General features: G+C 72.9%; 16 protein-coding genes. 7 read left to right on the top strand and 9 right to left on the bottom strand.

Going from position 1 to position 18,902, the window contains the following annotated elements:
- Window positions 1-78: 78 nt before the first annotated feature.
- From MKL01_RS27360 to MKL01_RS27350, 3 genes are all read right to left on the bottom strand, one after another.
- Complete coding sequence (locus tag MKL01_RS27360; protein ID WP_243908323.1) at window positions 79-1,275, bottom strand: acyl-CoA dehydrogenase family protein; 1,197 nt, start codon at window positions 1,273-1,275, stop codon at window positions 79-81.
- Between the two features lie 2 nt (window positions 1,276-1,277).
- The gene (locus tag MKL01_RS27355) at window positions 1,278-2,462 is read right to left on the bottom strand and encodes an acetyl-CoA C-acyltransferase (protein ID WP_243908322.1); all 1,185 of its coding nucleotides are present in this window, start codon (window positions 2,460-2,462) and stop codon (window positions 1,278-1,280) included.
- 157 nt (window positions 2,463-2,619) lie between these two features.
- Window positions 2,620-4,692, bottom strand: coding sequence for a 3-hydroxyacyl-CoA dehydrogenase NAD-binding domain-containing protein (locus tag MKL01_RS27350; protein ID WP_243908321.1), 2,073 nt, complete (start codon window positions 4,690-4,692; stop codon window positions 2,620-2,622).
- Between the two features lie 320 nt (window positions 4,693-5,012).
- On the opposite strand from MKL01_RS27350, the gene MKL01_RS27345 reads away from it, so the two are divergent.
- The 4 genes from MKL01_RS27345 to MKL01_RS27330 all read left to right on the top strand — a co-directional run bounded on the left by MKL01_RS27345 (window position 5,013) and on the right by MKL01_RS27330 (window position 8,906).
- Entirely contained in the window at window positions 5,013-6,026 is a 1,014-nt protein-coding gene (locus MKL01_RS27345) for an NAD(P)H-dependent flavin oxidoreductase (protein ID WP_243908320.1), read from the top strand.
- Window positions 6,023-6,760: an enoyl-CoA hydratase-related protein gene (locus MKL01_RS27340; RefSeq protein WP_243908319.1), complete on the top strand. Its 738-nt coding sequence runs from the start codon at window positions 6,023-6,025 to the stop codon at window positions 6,758-6,760. The genes MKL01_RS27345 and MKL01_RS27340 overlap by 4 nt, the downstream gene beginning before the upstream one ends.
- Window positions 6,757-7,584 (top strand): IclR family transcriptional regulator, encoded by an 828-nt coding sequence (locus tag MKL01_RS27335; RefSeq protein ID WP_243908318.1) that lies wholly within the window; start codon window positions 6,757-6,759, stop codon window positions 7,582-7,584. Before MKL01_RS27340 ends, MKL01_RS27335 begins: the two co-directional genes overlap by 4 nt.
- Before the next feature lie 122 nt (window positions 7,585-7,706).
- Window positions 7,707-8,906 (top strand): CaiB/BaiF CoA transferase family protein, encoded by a 1,200-nt coding sequence (locus MKL01_RS27330; RefSeq protein ID WP_243908317.1) that lies wholly within the window; start codon window positions 7,707-7,709, stop codon window positions 8,904-8,906.
- Between the two features lie 151 nt (window positions 8,907-9,057).
- On the opposite strand, the gene MKL01_RS27325 is transcribed toward MKL01_RS27330, so the two are convergent.
- On the bottom strand, window positions 9,058-10,044 hold the full coding sequence (locus MKL01_RS27325; RefSeq protein WP_243908316.1) for an NAD-dependent epimerase/dehydratase family protein: 987 nt from the start codon (window positions 10,042-10,044) through the stop codon (window positions 9,058-9,060).
- Window positions 10,045-10,103: 59 nt separating this feature from the next.
- Window positions 10,104-11,294, bottom strand: a complete 1,191-nt coding sequence (locus tag MKL01_RS27320) for a complex I NDUFA9 subunit family protein (RefSeq protein ID WP_243908375.1) — start codon at window positions 11,292-11,294, stop codon at window positions 10,104-10,106.
- Between the two features lie 239 nt (window positions 11,295-11,533).
- Here MKL01_RS27320 and MKL01_RS27315 point away from each other — a divergent pair, with 239 nt between their 5' ends.
- The gene (locus MKL01_RS27315) at window positions 11,534-11,740 is read left to right on the top strand and encodes a hypothetical protein (RefSeq protein WP_243908315.1); all 207 of its coding nucleotides are present in this window, start codon (window positions 11,534-11,536) and stop codon (window positions 11,738-11,740) included.
- 9 nt (window positions 11,741-11,749) lie between these two features.
- Here MKL01_RS27315 and MKL01_RS27310 read toward each other — a convergent pair whose 3' ends face one another.
- From MKL01_RS27310 to MKL01_RS27300, 3 genes are all read right to left on the bottom strand, one after another.
- A complete protein-coding gene (locus tag MKL01_RS27310) occupies window positions 11,750-12,691 on the bottom strand; it encodes an MBL fold metallo-hydrolase (protein ID WP_243908314.1) in 942 nt (313 codons plus the stop codon).
- A gap of 205 nt (window positions 12,692-12,896) precedes the next feature.
- On the bottom strand, window positions 12,897-14,090 hold the full coding sequence (locus MKL01_RS27305; protein ID WP_243908313.1) for a murein L,D-transpeptidase family protein: 1,194 nt from the start codon (window positions 14,088-14,090) through the stop codon (window positions 12,897-12,899).
- Between the two features lie 250 nt (window positions 14,091-14,340).
- Window positions 14,341-14,538 carry a DUF1289 domain-containing protein gene (locus MKL01_RS27300; protein ID WP_243908312.1) on the bottom strand — a complete coding sequence of 66 codons (198 nt, stop codon included), beginning with the start codon at window positions 14,536-14,538 and terminating at the stop codon, window positions 14,341-14,343.
- A gap of 89 nt (window positions 14,539-14,627) precedes the next feature.
- Here MKL01_RS27300 and MKL01_RS27295 point away from each other — a divergent pair, with 89 nt between their 5' ends.
- Window positions 14,628-14,906 carry a metal/formaldehyde-sensitive transcriptional repressor gene (locus MKL01_RS27295; RefSeq protein WP_243908311.1) on the top strand — a complete coding sequence of 93 codons (279 nt, stop codon included), beginning with the start codon at window positions 14,628-14,630 and terminating at the stop codon, window positions 14,904-14,906.
- Window positions 14,907-14,919: 13 nt separating this feature from the next.
- Window positions 14,920-16,047 (top strand): nickel/cobalt efflux transporter, encoded by a 1,128-nt coding sequence (locus MKL01_RS27290; RefSeq protein WP_243908310.1) that lies wholly within the window; start codon window positions 14,920-14,922, stop codon window positions 16,045-16,047.
- A gap of 104 nt (window positions 16,048-16,151) precedes the next feature.
- Here the strand turns inward: MKL01_RS27290 and MKL01_RS27285 are convergent, their stop codons facing one another.
- A complete protein-coding gene (locus MKL01_RS27285) occupies window positions 16,152-18,737 on the bottom strand; it encodes an ABC transporter ATP-binding protein (protein WP_243908309.1) in 2,586 nt (861 codons plus the stop codon).
- Window positions 18,738-18,902: the final 165 nt, after the last annotated feature.

Raw genomic sequence — 18,902 nt, 5'->3', positions numbered from 1 at the left:
CCTCCCCCACAGAGGGGGGAGGGAGAGCCGGCCGGGATCGCTGCGCCTATCAGACGGGCTTCGGCCTCTCGGGTCGGCTCACAACCCCAGAATGCCCTTGGCGATGACGTTGTGCTGGATCTCGTTCGAGCCGCCGTAGATCGAGACCTTGCGATTGTTGAAATAGCTCGGCGCCGCGGCATCGACCCAGTCGAAGCCCCCGGGCAGGTTGTTGGCCCCTGCCCCGCGCGCCGGCGCCGCCAGGGCGAACGGCCCGGCGAGTTCCACCAGCAACTCGGTCGCCGCCTGCTGGAGCTGCGAGCCGCGGATCTTGAGGAGCGAGGAGGCCGGGTCGGGCTCCACCGAATCCGCCCGTCCCTGCTTGGCCGCCACCCGCATCTGGGTGATCTCCAGGGCCTTCAACTCGACCTCGACCTCCGCGACGCGGGACCGGAAGGCGGGGTCGTCCCACATCGTCCCGGGACCCGCCGGCATCTCCCGGGCCAGCCGCTTGATCCGGGCGATCCGCTCCTTGGTGAGGCCGATCCGGGCGATGCCGGTGCGCTCGTTGGCGAGCAGGAACTTGGCGTAGTCCCAGCCCCGGTTCTCCTCGCCGACGAGGTTCTCGACCGGCACCCGCACGGAGTCGAAGAACACCTCGTTGACCTCGTGGCGCCCCTCCAGGGTGAGGATCGGCCGCACGGTGATGCCGGGGGTCGTCATGTCGATGAGCAGGAACGAGATGCCGCGCTGCTTCTTGGCCTCGAAGTCGGTGCGGACCAGGCAGAAGATCCAGTCGGCATGCTGGCCGAGCGTCGTCCAGGTCTTCTGGCCGTCGACCACGTAGTGGTCGCCGTCGCGCACCGCCCTGGTCTTCAGCGAGGCGAGGTCCGAGCCGGCGCCGGGTTCCGAAAAGCCCTGGCACCACCAGTCGTCGAGGTTGGCCGCCCGGGGCAGGAAGCGCGCCTTCTGGTCCTGCCGCCCGAAGGTCGCGAGCACGGGCCCGAACATGTAGCAGTTGAACTGCTGCGGCAGCGGCACCGCCGCCTGGAACAGCTCCTCGGTGTAGATGTAGCGCTGGATCGGGGTCCAATCCCGGCCCCCCCATTCCTGCGGCCAGTGCGGCACCGCCCAGCCCTTGGCGTTGAGGATCCGCTGGCTGGTGACGTAGTCGTCCTTCGAGAGACTGCGGCCCTCCGAGACCTTCTTCCGGATCTCCGCCGGGATCTCCGTCCTGCAGAAGGTCCGGACCTCGTCGCGGAACGCGAGTTCTTCCGGCGTAAAGCGCAGATCCATGCTCAGCCTCCGATCTCGAACAGGCCGGCGCAGCCCTGGCCGCCGGCGACGCACATGGTCACCACGGCGTAGCGCGCCCCGCGGCGGCGGCCCTCCAGCAGGGCGTGGCCCACGAGCCGCGCCCCCGACATGCCGAAGGGGTGGCCGACCGCGATGGCGCCGCCGTTGACGTTGACTTTGTCGGGGTCGATCCCGAGCGTGTCGCGGCAATAGACCGACTGGGACGCGAACGCCTCGTTCAGCTCCCACAGGTCGATATCGGCGACCGTCAGGCCCTGGCGCGCCAGCAGCCGCGGCACCGCGAAGACCGGGCCGATGCCCATCTCGTCCGGCCCGCAGCCCGCCGAGGCGAAGCCCCGGAAGGTGCCGAGCGGCGTGAGCCCCCGCCGGGCGGCCTCCTCGGCCGACATCAGCACGCTGGCCGAGGCCCCGTCCGAGAGCTGGCTGGCATTGCCGGCCGTGATGAAGGCGCCCTCCCCGCGCACCGGCTTGAGCTTGGCCAAGCCCTCCAGGGTCGTGTCCGGGCGGTTGCCCTCGTCCTTGGCGAGCCGCGTCTCGACCTCCCGGGTCTCGCCGCTGGCCTTGTCGGTCACCGCCATCACGGCGCTCATCGGGACGATCTCGTCGTCGAACAGCCCGCGTTCCTGGGCTGCTGCCGTGCGACGCTGGCTCTCCAGGGCGAATTGGTCCTGCGCCTTCCGGGAGATGCCGTACCGCTCCGCCACGATGTCGGCGGTCTCGATCATCGGCATGTAGATCGCCGGCAGGTGCGCCTCCAGCCAGGCGTTCCGGGTCAGCTCCCGCTGGACCTTGGGCTGCACGAGGCTGATCGACTCGACGCCGCCCGCCACCGCCACCGGCACGCCGTCGAGGATGATCCGGCGGGCCGCGCTGGCGATCGCCTCCAGGCCGGAGGCGCAGAAGCGCGAGACCGTGACGCCGGCCGAGTCCACCGGGATCCCCGCCACGAGCGCCGCGTGCCGGGCGACGTTGCCGCCGGTGGCGTTCTCCGGATAGCCGCAGCCGAGCACCACCTCCTCGACGGCGCCCGGATCCAGCCGGGCCCGGTCCAGGGCGCCGCGGATCGCGTGGGCCGCAAGGTCGGCGCCGCGGGTGAGGTTCAGCGCGCCGCGATGCGCCTTGCCGATGGGCGTGCGGGCGGTCGAGACGATCACCGCGTCAGTCATGCCGGGGGCCTCCGGGGTTTTCAAAGGGCGTCGCGCCCTTTGGTGGGGTGTCGGGGCGACGCCCCGACGGATGCGGCCCTGGCCGCCAGCAGGGCGCTGCCCTGCACCCGCGAAAGGTCCCGGACCTTTCGAAACCGGGACGCGGCCCGACAGGCCATCAGGCCGTCGCCTTCCAGGCGGCGAAACGGCCGCCTTCGTCCGCGAGCCTGCGCAGGAGCGGCGCCGGCGCCTGGCTGTCGTCGCCGGTCTCGGCCGCGAACCGCGACAGCGCCTCGGCGACCGTCTTCAGCCCGACCGTGTCGGCCCAGTGCATCGGGCCGCCGCGCCAGGCCGGCCAGTTGTAGCCGTTGATCCAGATCGTATCGATGTCGCCGGGCCGGGCCGCGATCCCCTCCTCCAGGATCCGCGCGCCCTCGTTGACCATCGGGTACATGAGCCGCGCCACGATCTCGTCGGGCGTGAAGCTGCGCCGGGTGATGCCGTGCTCGGCGGCGACGCGCGCGATCAGCGCCTCGACCTCCGGGTCGCGGGTGCCGGTCCGGGCGCCGTCCGGGTAGAGGTAGAAGCCGCGGCCGGTCTTCTGGCCGTAGCGGCCCATCTCGGCGAGCGAGTCGGCGACCGGGGCGCGCCCGCCGAAATCCTTGCGCGAGCGCCAGCCGATATCGAGCCCCGCGAGGTCGCCCATGGCGAAGGGGCCCATCCGGAAGCCGAAACCGGTCACCGCCGCGTCGACCTCATGAGGCAGCGCGCCCTCCAGCAGCAGGCGCTCGCCCGCGCGGCTGCGGCGCTCCAGCATGCGGTTGCCGACGAAGCCGAAGCAGACGCCCACCGTCACCGGCAGCTTGTTGAGGCGCTTGCCCAGGTCGAGGGCGGTGGCGAGCACGTCCGGGGCGGTCTTCTCCGCGCGGACCACCTCGACGAGGCGCATGACGTTGGCCGGGCTGAAGAAATGCAGGCCGAGGACGTCCTGCGGCCGGCCCGTCACCGCCGCGATGGCGTTGACGTCGAGATAGGAGGTGTTGGTGGCCAGGATCGCGCCGGGCTTGGCGATGGTGTCGAGCTTCGAGAAGATCTCGCGCTTGACGCCCATATCCTCGAACGCCGCCTCGATGACGATGTCGGCCTCCCCGGCGTGCTCCAGCCCGATCGCCCCGCTGATCCGGCCGACCCGCTCGTCGCGCTGGGCCTCGGTGATCGAGCCGCGCTTGGCCGAGCCGGCATAGAGGCCCTTCACCCGGTCCAGGCCGCGCTCCAGGGCGGCGGCCTCCGTCTCGATCACCGTCACGGGGATCCCGGCATTGGCGAAGCACATGGCGATGCCGCCGCCCATCGTCCCGGCGCCGATCACCGCCGCCGTCGCGAGGGTCCTGCGGGGCGTGTCCTTCGGCAGGCCCGGCACCCGGGCGGCCTCGCGCTCGGCGAAGAAGGCGTAGCGCAGGGCCTTCGAGCGCGGGTCCTCCACGAGCGTGCGGAACTCGGCCCGCTCCACCGCCACGGCCGCGTCGAAATCCTGCTCGAGGCCGGCGCGCACCGCCCTGGCGAGGGCATGGACGTTGGTCGCGTCGGGATCGCGCCGCACCGCCTCGGCGGCCTGCGCCTCGAACCGCGCGCGGGCCTCCGGCGTCAGCTTTTCCGACCGGTCGCGCGCCCGCGGCAGCGCGCCCGAATCGGCGATCTCCAAAACGCGGGTCCGCGCCGCCGCCACGAGGTCGCCGAGCACCGCCGCGTCGACGATCCCGAGGGACGCCGCCGTCTCGGCCGGGACCGGCTCGCCGGTGAGCATCATCCGGAACGCGGCGTCGGGCCCGATCAGGCGCGGCAGGCGCTGCGTGCCCCCTGCCCCCGGGATGATCCCGAGCTTGATCTCCGGCAGGCCGAGCTTGGCGGACGGCGCCGCGACCCGGCCGTGGCAGGCCATCGCCAGCTCCAGGCCGCCGCCCAGCGCCGCACCGCCGATGGCCGCCATCACGGGCTTCGGGCTCGCGTCGAGCCGGTCCAGGATATCGGGCAGGCTCGGCGGGCGCTGCGGCTTGCCGAACTCGGTGATGTCGGCGCCGCCGACGAACACCCGGCCCTCGGCGGCCAGCACGATGGCCCGCACCGAATCGTCCGCGATGGCCGTCGCCAGAGCCTCGTCGAGGGCCGCCCGCAGGGCCGCGCCCAGCGCGTTGACCGGCGGGTTGGCGAGCGTGAGCACGGCCACGCCGCCGTCGACCTCCTGACGTACCACCCTGGACTTCCTCCCATTCTGCAATGCAGAATAAGTGTCTGCATCGATGCGGAATTTTGGTCCGGCCACCGCGGTCCGTCAAGGACGGATTGCGCCGCTCGCGAGAGCTCTGCCGTGCATTCTGCATTGCAGAAGCCGGCGCAGGCGAAGGTTTGACCGCGGCCCGGAGGCCATGCCATCAAACCGGCGCCGGGCGGGATTCCGCTGCGGTCGCCGGTGGCCGATCGAGGGCCGGAACGCCGGAAGCAGGGGAGAGGCGCGGTGCGCGGCATTCATCGGGGCGAAGGGTCCAGGGGCGCCTGTCCGGTCGGGTACGACCTGTGAGCGACGGTCCCGAACAGCCGGACGGGCGCCTGCCCGAGGCTCTGCGCGGGCGCCTGGCCCTGCCGGTGATCTGCGCGCCGATGTTCATCGTCTCGGGCCCGGAGCTGGTGATCGCCCAATGCCTCGCCGGCGTGGTCGGGTCGTTCCCGGCGCTCAACGCCCGGCCGGCCGAGCTGCTGGACGAGTGGCTCACGCGGATCACCCGCACCCTCGCCGAGGCCCGGGCGGCGGACCCGGCGAAACGAATCGCGCCCTTCGCGGTGAACCAGATCGTCCACGCCTCGAACGACCGGCTGGCGCAGGATGTCGAGGCCTGCGTCCGGCACCGGGTGCCGATCATCATCACCTCCCTGCGGGCGCCCGACGCGGTGATCCGCCCCGTCCACGCCTATGGCGGCGTGGTGTTCCACGACGTCACCAGCGTCCGCCACGCCGAGAAGGCCCTGGAGGCGGGCGTCGACGGGCTGATCCTGGTCTGCGCGGGAGCCGGCGGCCATGCCGGCACGCTCAGCCCCTTCGCCCTCGTCGGTGAGATCCGGCGGTTCTACGACGGTCCGCTGATCCTGTCGGGGGCGATCACCTCGGGCTCGGCGATCCTGGCGGCTCAGGCCATGGGCGCCGACCTCGCCTACATGGGCACCCGGTTCATCGCCACCCGGGAGGCGAACGCCGCCCCGGCCTACAAGGACATGATCACCGGCAGCGCGGCGGCCGACATCCTCTACACCCCCTATTTCACCGGCGTGCCGGGCAACTACCTGACGCCGAGCATCCGCGCCGCCGGGCTCGATCCCGAGGCGCTGCCGGTGCGCGACAAGACCGCGATGAATTTCGGCAGCGGCAGCGTGAAGGCGTGGCGCGACGTCTGGGGCGCCGGTCAGGGCGTCGGCACGATCGCGGACGCGCCGGCGACCGCCGATCTCGTGGCCCGGCTCGCCCGGGAGTACGCGGCGGCGCGGGCGCGGCTCTCCGGCCCGTCGGCGGATGACGTCAGCGGGGCCGTCCCGTGAGCGTGCGCGTCGCCGATCCGGAGTCCGGGATCCGGCTCGTCACCATCGACCGGCCCGAGAGGCGCAACGCCCTCGACCGACCCACCTACGCGGCCCTGGTCACGGCCTTCGAGGCGGCCGGCGCCGACGCGGCGGTGCGCGCTGTGGTGCTCACCGGCGCGGGCGGCTGCTTCACCGCGGGCAATGACCTCAGGGACTTCCAGGACGTGGAGACCGGCGGCGACAGTCCCGGCCTGGCCTTCCTCACAACCCTGCGCGCGTGCCCGAAGCCGGTGGTCGCGGCGGTGGAGGGGCACGCGGTCGGCATCGGCACGACGCTTCTGCTGCACTGCGATCTCGCCTATGCGGCGCAGGGCGCCCGGTTCCGCCTGCCGTTCACGGCGCTCGGTCTCAGTCCCGAAGGCGGCTCGAGCTACCTGCTGCCCCGGGTGGCCGGCACCAAGCGGGCGGCCGAGCTGCTGATGCTCGGCGAGCCCTTCGGCGCCGACGACGCGGCGGCGGCCGGCCTCGTCAACGCCGCCGTCCCGACGGGGGCGGCGCTCGAGACCGCCCTCGGCAAGGCCCGGTCGCTCGCCGCCCTGCCCCAGATCTCCATCGCCGCGACCAAGCGGGCCCTGCGCCGCGGCCACGACGACGGCGTCGCCCGCGCCATGGCCGAGGAGGCCGAGGTCTTCCACGCGCTGCGCCGGGGCCCGGAGGCGCAGGCGGCCTTCGCGGCGTTCCTGCGCCGATGACGGCCGGGGAGGCGACGGCGCTGCCCGGGACCGACGCCCCCGGGCCCGGTCCGGACGGCGCGAAGGAGGACCGCCACTTCGTCACGGCCCTGGCCCGGGGTCTGGCGGTGCTGTCCTGCTTCGGCCCGGGCCGGACCAGCCTCGCCAACCACGACATCGCCGCGGCCTGCGGCCTGCCGCGCTCCACCGTGTCGCGGCTCACCTACACGCTGACCAAGCTCGGCTACCTGCAGCACATGGCCGAGCTCGGCCGCTACCGGCTCGGCACGGCGACCATCGCGCTCAGCTCGGCCGCGCTCGGCGGCCTCGACGTGCGCGGCATCGCCCGGCCGGTCCTGCGGAAGGTCGCCGAGGCCGCGAACGCCTCGGTGGGACTCGGGGTGCGCGACCGGCTCAGCATGCGCTACGTCGATTGCCAGCGCGGCCCGGCGGCGATCTCGCTGAACCTCGATACCGGCTCGCGCATCTCGCTCGCCCGCAGCGCCATGGGCCGCGCCTACGTGGCGATCTGCCCGGACCGCGAGCGCGAGGGCATCTACGAGGACCTGAAGGCGCTCGATCCGGTGGCCTGGCCCGCTCTGCGCGTCGGCCTCGACCGGGCGGTGGTCGAGCACCGGGAGATCGGCTGCTGCACCTCGTTCGGCGAGTGGCAGGAGACGGTCTGCGCCATCGCGGTGGGGTTCCAGCCCGGCGGCGGGTTGCCGCCGATGGCGGTCAATTGCGGCGCCCCGACCGTCATCACCGACGCGCGCTTCCTCATGGACGTGGCGCGTCCGAAGCTGATCGCGGCCGTGCGCAGCCTCCACGGCGTGATGGGGGCGTAGGTTTCGGGTGCGGCGGCCCTGACCCGCGGGTCCGCCGCATCCGCTGCGCCGGCGGTGCTGCGCCGTCGCGCTCGCGGGGCGGGAAGGACGCTCTTTCCCGCCCCGGTTTGGTGGAGGACACGATGACGACCGAACAGCCCGACCTGCCCCTCGCGGGGATCCGCGTCCTCGACCTGTCCCGGGTCCTTGCGGGGCCCTGGTGCGCGCAGGTGCTGGGCGATCTCGGCGCCGACGTGATCAAGGTCGAGCATCCCGAGCGCGGCGACGACACCCGCGACTGGGGCGTGTCGACCAGCCCCGGCAACACCTCGTATTTCGACAGCGTGAACCGCAACAAGCGCTCGATCGGCGTCGATCTCGCCACGCCCGAGGGACTGGCGATCGTCAAGGCGCTGGCCCGCGAGAGCGACGTGCTGGTGCAGAACTTCAAGACCGGCGGCGCCGAGAAGCTCGGTCTCGGCTACGCGGCGCTCGCGGCCGAGAATTCCGGGCTGATCTACTGCTCGATCGCCGGCTACAGCTCGGACGGCTCGGAGGCGGGCCGCCCCGGCTACGACCTCGTGGTGCAGGGCGAATCCGGCGTGATGGCGCTCAACGGCGAGGCCGGCGGACCGCCCCTGAAGTTCGGGGTCGCGGCGGTCGACCTGTTCACCGGCCAATACGCCGCCCAGGCGGTGCTGGCCGCCCTGTACCAGCGCGAGCGCACCGGGCGGGGCAAGACCGTCGACCTCGCGCTGTTCGATTGCGGCGTGGCGCTGACCTCCTATTACGGCCTGGAGGCCCTGGCCCGGGGTATCGACCCGCCGCGCTACGGCAACGCCCATCCCTCGATCGTGCCCTACGGCGTGTTCGAGGCCGGCGACGGTTCGGTGGTGATCACGGTGGGCAACAACGCGCAGTACCGCCGCTTCTGCGAGCAGGTGCTGGACCGTCCGGACCTGTGCGTCGACCCGCGCTTCTCCACCAACCTCGACCGCTCGCGGAACCGCGCCGCCTTCATTCCGGTGCTGGAGGCCGAACTCGCCAAGTGGGAGCGCGCGCCCCTGATCGCGCGGCTGCGGGCGGCCGGCATCCCCTGCGGCGAGGTGATGGGCCTGCGCGAGGCGCTGACCTGTGCGCGCGCCCGGGAGGCCGGGCTGGTGGTCGGGGGGACCGACAACGCCCACGTGATCGCCCCGCCCTATCGGCTGAACGGGCGGCGCCTGCCGGTCCGGCGCATGCCGCCGCGGCTCGGGGATTCGAGCGCCGAGATCCTGGCCGAGCAGCTGGAGTATCCGGAAGCCGCGCGGGAGGCGCTGCGGGCGAAGGGCGTGGTGCGGTAGGGGAACCCCGGCCTGGCGCGTCTCGGGACGGCCCGGCGCGGCGACGACCGGTTCGCGCGCGGCGCGACGCGTCCCTGCGCGATGCGGAGCGGGTGACGTCGGCCGCCCGTCGCGCGTTGCCCGAAGCCCGCGTCGCCGAGCCCCTGCCCGCTCAGGAGCGGGGATCCGCGCCGCGTCCGGTCTCGCGCGAAGCCGCCAGCCGCGCCCGGGCATCGTCCAGCACCCGCGTCAGGGAATCCTCCCAGGCGACGAGGGGCCGCCAGCCGGTTGCGGCGCGCAGCCGGCCGGCATCGCCCGCCGCCAGGGGGATCTCGGCGGGGCGCACCCGCTCGGGGGCGATGCGGATCTCGAACGGCACCCGCGCGCGGTCGCGCAGGCCGTCGAGGGCGCTGGCGATCGTGCGCGGCATGCCGGAGCTGATGTTGAACACGCGCCCGTCCGGCAGCGATTCCGCCCGGCCGATGAGGCCCGCATAGGCCTGCGCCACGTCGGCCACGTCGAGGAAGTCGCGGTAGGAGGAGAGGTTGCCGACCTCCAGGCACGGCGGCACCAGTCCGGCCTCGATCCGGGCGATCTGACCGGCGAAGGAGGCCACCACGAAGCGCTCGTCCTGTCCCGGACCGATATGGTTGAAGGGCCGCAGCACCACGAGCTTCACGCCGATCCGGGGCAGCAGGTCGCGCAGCAGCTGCTCGCCGACCCATTTCGACCGGGCATAGGTGTTGCGCGGCAGCGGCTCGGAATCCTCGGTGAGCGCATGGCCGGCCAGGAAGGCGCTGCCGTAGACCTCGCCGGAGCTCACGAAGAAGAACGTGCAGCCCGGCACGGCCTCGACGGCGGCGACGAGGTTCATCAGGCCGTTGACGTTCACCCGCCAGGTCTGCCCCGGCCCGCTGGCGGAATCCGCCACCGAGGCCAGGCCCGCGAGGTGAAGGATCTCGGTCGGCCGGAACCGCGCCACGAAGGCGCTCAGCGCGGCCTCGTCGAGGAGGTCGATGGTCTCGTAGGCCACGCCCTCCGGAAGCCGGGGCGCGCCCCCCCGGCCGATCCCCGCCACGCGGTCGCCCGCCGCCGCCAGGCGCGGCAGGACATGCCCGCCGACGAAGCCCGCGGCGCCTGTGACGAGGATGCGCCTCACGCTCGCGGCGCCGGGACGCGGTTCACGGGCATGGCGCAGCTCTGGGGAAATGCGGTCACCTATCCCGGCTTCCGGGTGCCCCAGCGCGCACCCATGCCGCCGGGCGAACTCCCGGCATCCGCGCCGATCGCGGGACCGGAGGCGGTCTGCGGCCGGTGCTGCGAGCCGGCCGCCATGGGCGTCGACGCCAGCATGTCGGGCACTTCCGACAGGTTCTCCTCGTCCCGTTCGGTGGAGAACTGGCCCGCCTTGCGGAACGTCCAGAGATAGCCCGGCACGACGGCCTCGGCGGCGGTCGGAATGATCCCGATCCCTTCGAACGTGCGGCCCTCCGCCTTGGCGGCCTCCGAAACGACGTTGTCGTTCTGCAGCAGGATCACCTGATCGCGGGTCAGCTTCAGCGTGTCCGGCAAGAGGCCGAAGGTCAGGGTGTCGGCGATCTCCAGCAGCCGGGCCTGGAGCTTGGCCGCCGGCAGCGGCAGGTCCACCACGGGGCGCTTCCGCCGGATCGTCTTCAGCATGTAGCGCACGAAATGCTCCAGCGTGCCCACTTCGGGGCCGCCGAGCTCGTAGACCCTGCCGCCCGCCACGGTCCCGTCGACCGCGCGGGCGATCGCCTCGGCGACGTCGCCCGCGAAGGCCGGCTGGAACCGCGACTGGCCGCCGGCGAGCGGCAGGACCGGGAGCGCCCGGGCGAGGCTGGCGAAGCGGTTGAAGAACCCGTCGCCGGGCCCGAAGATCAGCGAGGGCCGGAACACCACCGCGTTGGGGCAGGCGGAGAAGACCCGCGCCTCGCCCTCCGCCTTGGTGCGGGCGTAGAGCGACGGCGAGGCCGAGTCCGCCCCGATCGCCGAGACGTGGATCATCCGGGCACCCTGGCGCGCCGCGGCGCGGGCGATCGCGTCGGCGCCTTCGACCTGCAGCCGCGCGAAGCTCTGGGAGCCGGTCTCCTGCAGGATGCCGACGAGGTTGATCAGCACGTCCGAGCGTTCGGCGGCCCGGGTGACCGAGTCCGGGTAGCGCAGGTTGGCCTGGACGGCCACGATCTGGTTGACCTTCCCCAGCGGCTGCAGGAACAGCGCGAGGTCGGGCCGGCGGACCGCCACCCGGATCCGGTAGCCGCGCTTGGCCAGCGCCCGCACCACGTGCCGGCCCAGGAAGCCCGAGCCGCCGTAGATCGTCACGAGCTGGTCCTGCGGGCGCACCTGCCCTTGCGCAGCCAGCGATGCGGGGCCGCCCTGCGGAGCCATCGTCTGGGGGCCGGTCGTCTGCGGGGTCGTCGTCTCTTGGCCGATCATCGCCGTGGTCTCGGGCTCCTGGCGCGCCCCGGGGCGCCGTCACGGCGCCTACTTAGTGCGGCGCCCGAGGGCGTTGCAATCATGTGAGGCCCGAAGTTTCGGGTTTGATGATCGGCGGAGCGGGAACGGGCGCGGGACCCGCGCATTTTTCCCGGCCCGGCCGCCGCGTCGGACCGCGCCGGAGACCCACGATGATCGTCGGTATGTTGATGTCAGCGGCGATCGCCGTTTTCGGGCTCCTCGTCGCACTCGGCCGCATCGGCCACCCGATCGACGCCCAGAACGTCAGCAATTACGGCTGGAGCATCCTGATCATCGGGGCGGCGCTGTTCGTGCTGTTCGCCTTGGGCCGGTTCAAGCGGACGCGCGGGGCGCGCTCCGCCGGGCGCTCGGCCTGACCCGGCCGCTCAGGCCACTTTGATCCGGCGGCGCAGCTCGCGGCCCACGGCCGGCCGGCCGCCGGAGCGGCGACTCACCGTGCGCGGGGCGCCGACCGTGATGCTCTGGTGCTCCCGGGCGATGAAGGCGCTGGGCATGGCGGCCTGGAGATCGGCCTCCATGTCGCGGAGCACCGTGTCGGAATGGCCCGGGTGCAGGTGGATGATGGCCAGCGCCTTGACGCCGGCGATCTGCGCCAGCTCGACCCCCTTCTGCCAGGTCGAGTGGCCCCAGCCCCGGCAGGTCGGGTATTCGCCGTCGGTGAACATGCCGTCGTAGACCATCAGGTCGGCGCCGGCGACGAAATCGGCGAGGGCCGGGTCCGGCCAGGGCTCGCTGTGCTCGATGTCGCTGATCAGGCACAGGCGGCGGCCGCCATGTTCGAACCGGTAGCCCACCGAGCCCTGCGGATGGTTCAGCGGGATGGTGTCGACCCGGGTCCCGTCCGGGAAGGTCAGCGTCTGCCCCGCCTGGAAGCCGTGGTGGCGGAAGGTGCAGCACAGCCTGTCGAGGGTAACCGGAAACAGCGGCGGCGCGAACAGGCGGTCGAGGGTCGGCCCCGCCGACTCGCCGCCGAGATTGCCGCAATAGGTGTTGATGACCCGGTCGCTGTCGAGGACCGCCGGCTTGAAGAAGGGAAGGCCCGCGGTGTGGTCGAGGTGCAGGTGGCTGAACAGCAGGTCGACTTCCCGGGGCAGGTCGCTCCGGTGGCGCTGGCCGAGATTGTAGATGCCCGAGCCCGCGTCGACGACGAACATCCGCTGGCCGCAGCGCACCTCCAGGCAGGGCGTGCTGCCGCCGAACTCGGCGTATTGCGGGCCGCTGACGGGGGTCGAGCCGCGGACGCCCCAGAAGCGGAGGACGAGGTCCTGGTCGGCCGCCGGGAGGATCGGCTCGGAACGGTTGGACATGGCGATCACGAATCTGCGGACAGTCGGTCCCGATCCGATATGATCGAAACCCCGTCGGCGTTCCGGGAAGGTAGCTCTGAATACGGCAGGCTGGCGGAATAGGAGTACCGCTTGTCCCCTGCCGTACCATGAATTGGTGTGCCGGCAGCCGTCATGATGTGCGGCGGCGCACACGGACGGGCCGCTTGCCGGGGCTCGTGCATGCCTAAAGCTCCCCCGCCGAGGCCAGGAGGCCGAAGGCCGCCCCCTGCAGATTCGGGCGGCCGAGAGCCGGGCCGCCGAGACCGGCCGCCAGCCACGTGGGCAGCCCGTCGGCGTAGCGTGTCGGGAGGGGGGCCGCGAGCATCCCGAACGGGTCGGACGCCCGTTCGTAGACCGGGATGAAGCCGGCCATGCGCCGGAGCGACAGCACCGAATCCGGCGCCGCCCAGGCGGCCCAGACGGCTTCGGGCACCGGGCGCGGGGGACGGTGGCCCGGCACGACCACCACCTCCTGCCCGGCGAAGGCCAGCGCCTCCGGACGGCTGATGTCGCCGACCGCCCCGCCCCGGGCCGTGTAGGCCGCCCAGAAGGCGTTCTGGCCGCCGTCGGAATAGGTGGTGCGCACGGCGGGCTCCCCGGCCTCGGCCAGGGCCGTCATCCGCGCCTCCTCGACGGCCCGGCGGGTGGCCACGGCCGCCTCGACGACGGGGTTCTTGGACGGCGCGAAGGCGTAGCGTCCGGCGACCACCGAGACCTGGAGTTCCTCCCGGCTCGCCTCGAACCGGTCGGAGCCGGCCTTGAGCTCGCGCCAGAAGCCGATGTTCGGGTCGGTCCGGTGCCGCGCCATGGCCTCGGCGGTCATCCGGAAGGGGTAGGACTGGAACTGGAACGCCGCCTGCCCGCCCTTCAGCGCGTCCCGGGCGATGGCGTAGATCTCGCCGACCGTGCCGTTGGTCATGGCGAAGCAGCCCATCGACGAGCAGATGCCGTGCACCATCACGGCCGAACCGGTGCCGCCGTGCGCCCGGTCGTAGGCGTTGGGATAGCCGACATCGAAGGACAGGTAGTAGTGCGAGTTCGGGTTCATCTGGCGCCGGGGCACCGTATAGAACCCCTCCGGCGTCTGCCGGTCGCCGTTCTTGCGCTTGGGGCCGAGCTGGCCGGACCAGCGGCAGATCGGGAAGGTCTTGATGAAGACGTAGCCGGACGGCCCCTTCTTCCAGACCTCGATCTCCGATTCCTTCTTGTAGGCCCGGAACAGGACCGGCGACGCCGCCGTGACGCCCCTCTGGGCCATCAGCGCCAGGGTCGCGGCCGGGATCGGCGCCTCGGCCTTGTCGGCCTGCGCGGCGGCGGGGCCGGCCAGGGCCGCCAGGGCGAGGCCGGCGGCGATGAGGATCGAAGTCGGTGAAGGCATGAACCGTCCGCGCTGGATCGGCCGGGATGGCTGCCGGACGGGCACGGCTGCCGGACCTGCCGGAGTATTGCGGCGGCCGTGAGGCTGCGCTTCTTGCGTCCGCCCAGTGACGCGGGGACGTGGGTACGCGTACGGTCCGATCCCGACCCAATCCAGCCGCCGGGACCGCTGTCGGCGCACGCCCAAGGCGGCCGTTCGTCAGCCGTCCAGCGATTTCGGCTCAGGGTGGATGAAGGTCATTGGCTGCCGCTCAGTGCGGCGTCTGCTTCGCGGGCGATCGCTGACATCGCTCGACCCGACGCGGCAACTCGCGCAGCAGGGCGGAGCGCCGATAGGGCGAGAGCTTCCGCCACCCCTCGATCTCCGGGACGGTCCGACCGCAGCCCACGCACCAACCCGTACGCCCGTCCCACCGGCAAACCCCGATGCAGGGGTCATCCTTCGTCATGATACGAGGCCTCTCCATCCCCGCGGCGTCGCCCGCACTCGACAACATATAGGGTACCCCCCTATATGACCCAACCGGAAGGACCGTCGATGTCCCACACCGTCAAGGACAAGACCAAGCTGCTGGCGCGCGTGCGCCGGATCAAAGGACAGGCCGAAGCCGTCGAGCGAGCCCTGGAGGCCGAGATCGGCTGCACGGACGTCCTGATGCTGGTCGCCTCGATGCGAGGGGCCATCAACGGCCTCACCGCCGAACTGATGGAAGATCACATCCGCCACCACGTCGTGAACCCGGACAACGAGCCGGACGCCGACCGCGCCAAGGGTGCGGCCGAGTTGATCGAGGTGGTGCGGACCTACCTGAAATAGCGGACGCCGCCCCATGACCTCACTGACCGACTTGCTCCAGCAGGGGACCGCGCACGCGTGGCTGTTCGTGCCGAGCGCGATCCTGCTGGGCGCCCTGCACGGGCTGGAGCCGGGTCACTCGAAGACGATGATGGCGGCCTTCATCATCGCGGTCAGGGGTACAGTCACCCAGGCGGTCCTGCTGGGCCTGGCGGCGACGCTCTCGCATACGGCGGTCGTTTGGATCATCGCGCTCGGCGGCCAGTACCTCGGCCGGGAGTGGGGCGGCGCGGCGTCGGAGCCGTACTTCCAACTCGCCTCGGCGGTCCTCATCGTCGGGATCGCGCTCTGGATGGCTTGGCGGACGTGGCGCGAGCAGCACCACGAGCACCATCACCACGGCGAGACGAGGTTCGTCCCGACCACGGCCGGCATGTTGACGCTGGAGGTGTTCGAGGACGGCGTGCCACCGCGTTGGCGCATACGCAGCGAGGGCGGTCCGCTACCGGACGCCGAGGCGCTCACGATCGAAACACGGCGCCCGGACGGCACCCGGCAGACGTTCGGGTTCCTCGCCGCCCATGACTATCTCGAAAGCTCGGAAGAGATCCCGGAGCCGCATGCCTTCACGGCGCGGCTGCACCTCGATGGCCAGGCTGGAGTTGAGAGCCACGCGGTCGTGTTCGAGGAGCACGACCACGATCACATGAACCTGGGCGACGAGAGCTTGGGCGACGAGGACGACGCCCATGCGCGAGCCCATGCCGCGGACATCCGGCGGCGGTTCGCGGGGCGGCGGGTGACGACGGGGCAGATCGTGCTGTTCGGCCTGACCGGCGGCCTGATCCCGTGCCCGGCGGCGATCACCGTGCTGCTGCTCTGCATCCAGTTGAAGCAGTTCAGCCTCGGCTTCGCTCTGGTGGTCTGCTTCAGCGTTGGGTTGGCGATCACGATGGTGTCGGCGGGTGTGCTGGCGGCGCTCAGCGTCAAGCACGTCGCCTCGCGCTGGTCCGGGTTCAGCAGCTTTGCCCGGCAGGCGCCCTACGCCTCGGCGGTGCTGATCGTGCTGGTCGGCCTCTACACCGGCTGGCTCGGCTACCAGGGCATCCAGCGCGGTCCGGTTGGACATGCGGCCGAGGCACAGGCTGTGCAACGCTCCTGATCTCGCGACCGACGGCTTGTGCGACGATGGCAAAAGTCGGAAGCGGGAGAAGACCCGATGTCCGTTTCCAGGCATTGCCGCCCCGACGCGAACCGGACGCCCGTTCAGCCCACGGGGACAAGCTCCGCCTCCGCGAGCACCGCCGCGGGGGCGACCACCGCGCTGTTCTCCACCGCGATCACCGCGTCGAACGGGTCGGCCCCGTCCGGGACCCCCGTCTCGGGCAGGCAGACGATGAGTCCGCGCCCGGCCCGCACCTGCCGCAGGCGGCCCAATCGCTCGCGCAGGCCCTCGGCCTTGCGCTCGTCGGGCGCGATGGCCACCACGAGGATGTCGGGCTGGCGCGCGAGGCAGCGGCTCAGCTCGATCGCCACCCGCTCGCGGGCGCTGATGGCCCCGTCCGCCAGCGACCCCGTGCTCGGCTGGATCTCGACCCTGCTGTCGAGGCCGAGCCCGTAGACCGCGGCTTCGAGACCCTCGTCGGCCAGCACGCGCCCCACCACCGCCCGCACCCGCGGCTCGGCATTGGCCTCGCCGAGGCTGATGCGGCCGAACAGGAGGTTCTCCTCCAGGCTGGCGGCGGGATTGACCCGGGAGGGATCGTGGAACTCCACCGCCCCGGCGAGATGGGGCGGCAGCATCCGCGCGAAGGAGCGGCGCGCCTGGACCAGCCGTTCCTCGAACGCGGCGTCGATCAGGCCGAAGCGGTGGCGGGTCTCGCTGTAGCGCAGGGCCAGCCCGATCAGCCGGGTGCGGTCGCGCTGGCCCGCCGGCCCCCGGCGCAGACCCGCGGCGTCGGGGAGCCGCGCCACCAAGTCCTCGAAATAGCCGCGCTCCGAGGCCTGGAACAGCGAGTAGGCGTCGAACAGCGGGTGGTCGTTGGGCAGGTCTGCGAAGATCTCCACGGTGCTGCGCGCCACCGACAGGCCGATCTCGGTGAGCGGGCGCACCAGCCCCTCGGCCTCCAGCACCGCCCGCAGGTAGGGGTGACGCGCCAAGCGCAGGGGCGCGAAGGCGCCGCCCACCGGCTCGCCGAACAGGATGTTCTCGCCGATGCTCGCTTGGTGGTTGTAGAGGTCCGGGTCGAACGGCTCGACGAGTCGCTCGGCGCCCTTGGCGGCCAGCGCCTGCCGCATGGTCCGGCGGGCGGCCACGATCGCGGCGGCGAGCCGCGGCTGGGCCGCCGGATCGAGCCGGCCGGTCAGGCCCCGGGCGTACACGAAGCCGTCGAGGCCCGTGAGCCGGCTGATCCCGATCAGCCCGATATCGTCGGGGGCGCTGGCCGGATCGGTGCCGTAGAGCAGGTTCTGGCGCAGCGAGCCCGCCATCAGGATCGCCTCCCCCGACGCGAAGGCGATGCGGCGGGCCCGCTCCGCGGCATCGAAGCTGCGCAGGTCCGTGCCCCCGTAGGTGACCGCGCCCGCGGTCGGCTCGACCTGCCCCGCCAGGACGGCGGCCAGCGCCCGGGCGCCGCTGCCGCGGCTGCCGGTGATCGCCACATGGCCCGGCATGGTCAAGGCCACGTCGACGCCGGTCAGGCGCTCGCCCGTCCCCGGATCGAAGGCGCCGACGCCGTCCGCTGCCAGAATCCCCGCCCGGGGCAGCGGCGGCGGCGCCCCCGTCCGGCCGGCCCGCGCGCGCCGGCCTTCGAGGGCCGCGATGATGCGGGCGAGGTCGCGGAACCGCGGGCGCACGGCCCGGCGCACCGTCCAGAGGCGCGCGCAGATCGCCGCCAGCCAGCCGGCCAGGCCGAAGGCCCCGGTCGCCGCCAGGAGCGCGGCCGGAGCCACCGGCGGGACCGGCGCGGCGCCCGGTCCCCCCGGGCGCCACAGGGCCGTCCCGACCGCGATCGCCGGCAGGATCACCGCCAGCGCCAGGGCCGGCGCCCGGGCGTAGGCCAGCCGCGCCTCGGCCCGCGCCACTTTGGCCCGCATCGCGGCGACCCGGGCCGCGATCCGCCCGCGTTCGAGGGCCGCGGCTCCGTGGCTGCGCACCGCCGGAAGCCGCCGGATGAGGTCGTTCAGGTTCTCCTCCGCCCGCACGCTGGTGCGCAGGCGCAGGTCCTGCCGGTCCCGCGCCCGTTCGAGCACCAGGCCGTAGGCGAGGCCGACCGCCCCGAGGCCGACCAGCGCGGCCGGGATCAGCCGCGGGGCGGCCAGAGCGGCAAAGCCCAGCGCCAGGATCAGGGCGGCGAGGGTCATGGCCGGCAGGACGATGCCGGCGGCGAGCAGCCGGTCGGCCCGGACCAGAACCTCGCCGACGATCCGGGCGAGGCTGCGGGCCTCGTCCCGCGCCCCGGCCGGCGCGTCGAGGATCGCCCCCAGGACGGCGTTGCGGACCGTCCCCGAGGCCCGGTTCTGGGCCTCGAAGCACAGGCGCGCCACGCTCCAGCCGAGCCCCGCCAGGATGACCGCGCAGGCGGCGATGCACAGGAAGGCCGCGAGTTCGAGTTCGGCGGGGCGCATCGACAGGCCGGGGGCGAGCACGAATGCCCGGCCCGGCAGCGGCACCGCCAGGCGCAGGAAGGGCAGCGCCGGCGCGTCGTCGCGCGGCAGCACCGCGATCAGGTCGCGCAGGCACAGGAGCGCCAGCGCGCAGAGCGGGGCGCCGAGGCCGACCGCGAGCGCCGCGGCCGTGGCGTGAAGACGCCGGGCGGCGCGCCAGGTCAGGACGAGGGGATCGGATTCCATGCGGCTCCGGGCGCGGATGCGAGGCGGCTCTGGCGTCGCCCGGGGCATAGGCCTTCGCGCCGGCGGCGGGAAGGGTGGCCGGCCGGGGACGGCGGCGGGAAGGGTCGCTGGTGGCGGGAAGGGTCGCCGGCCGGGCGGGGCGGCGGGAAGGGTCGCCGGCCGGCG

It is taken from the genome of Methylobacterium sp. J-070 (assembly GCF_022829385.1).
In the GTDB taxonomy this organism is placed as follows: Bacteria; Pseudomonadota; Alphaproteobacteria; order Rhizobiales; family Beijerinckiaceae; genus Methylobacterium.
Note: the sequence above shows the minus strand (reverse complement) of the source record. Positions and strands in the feature narration are given on the sequence as shown.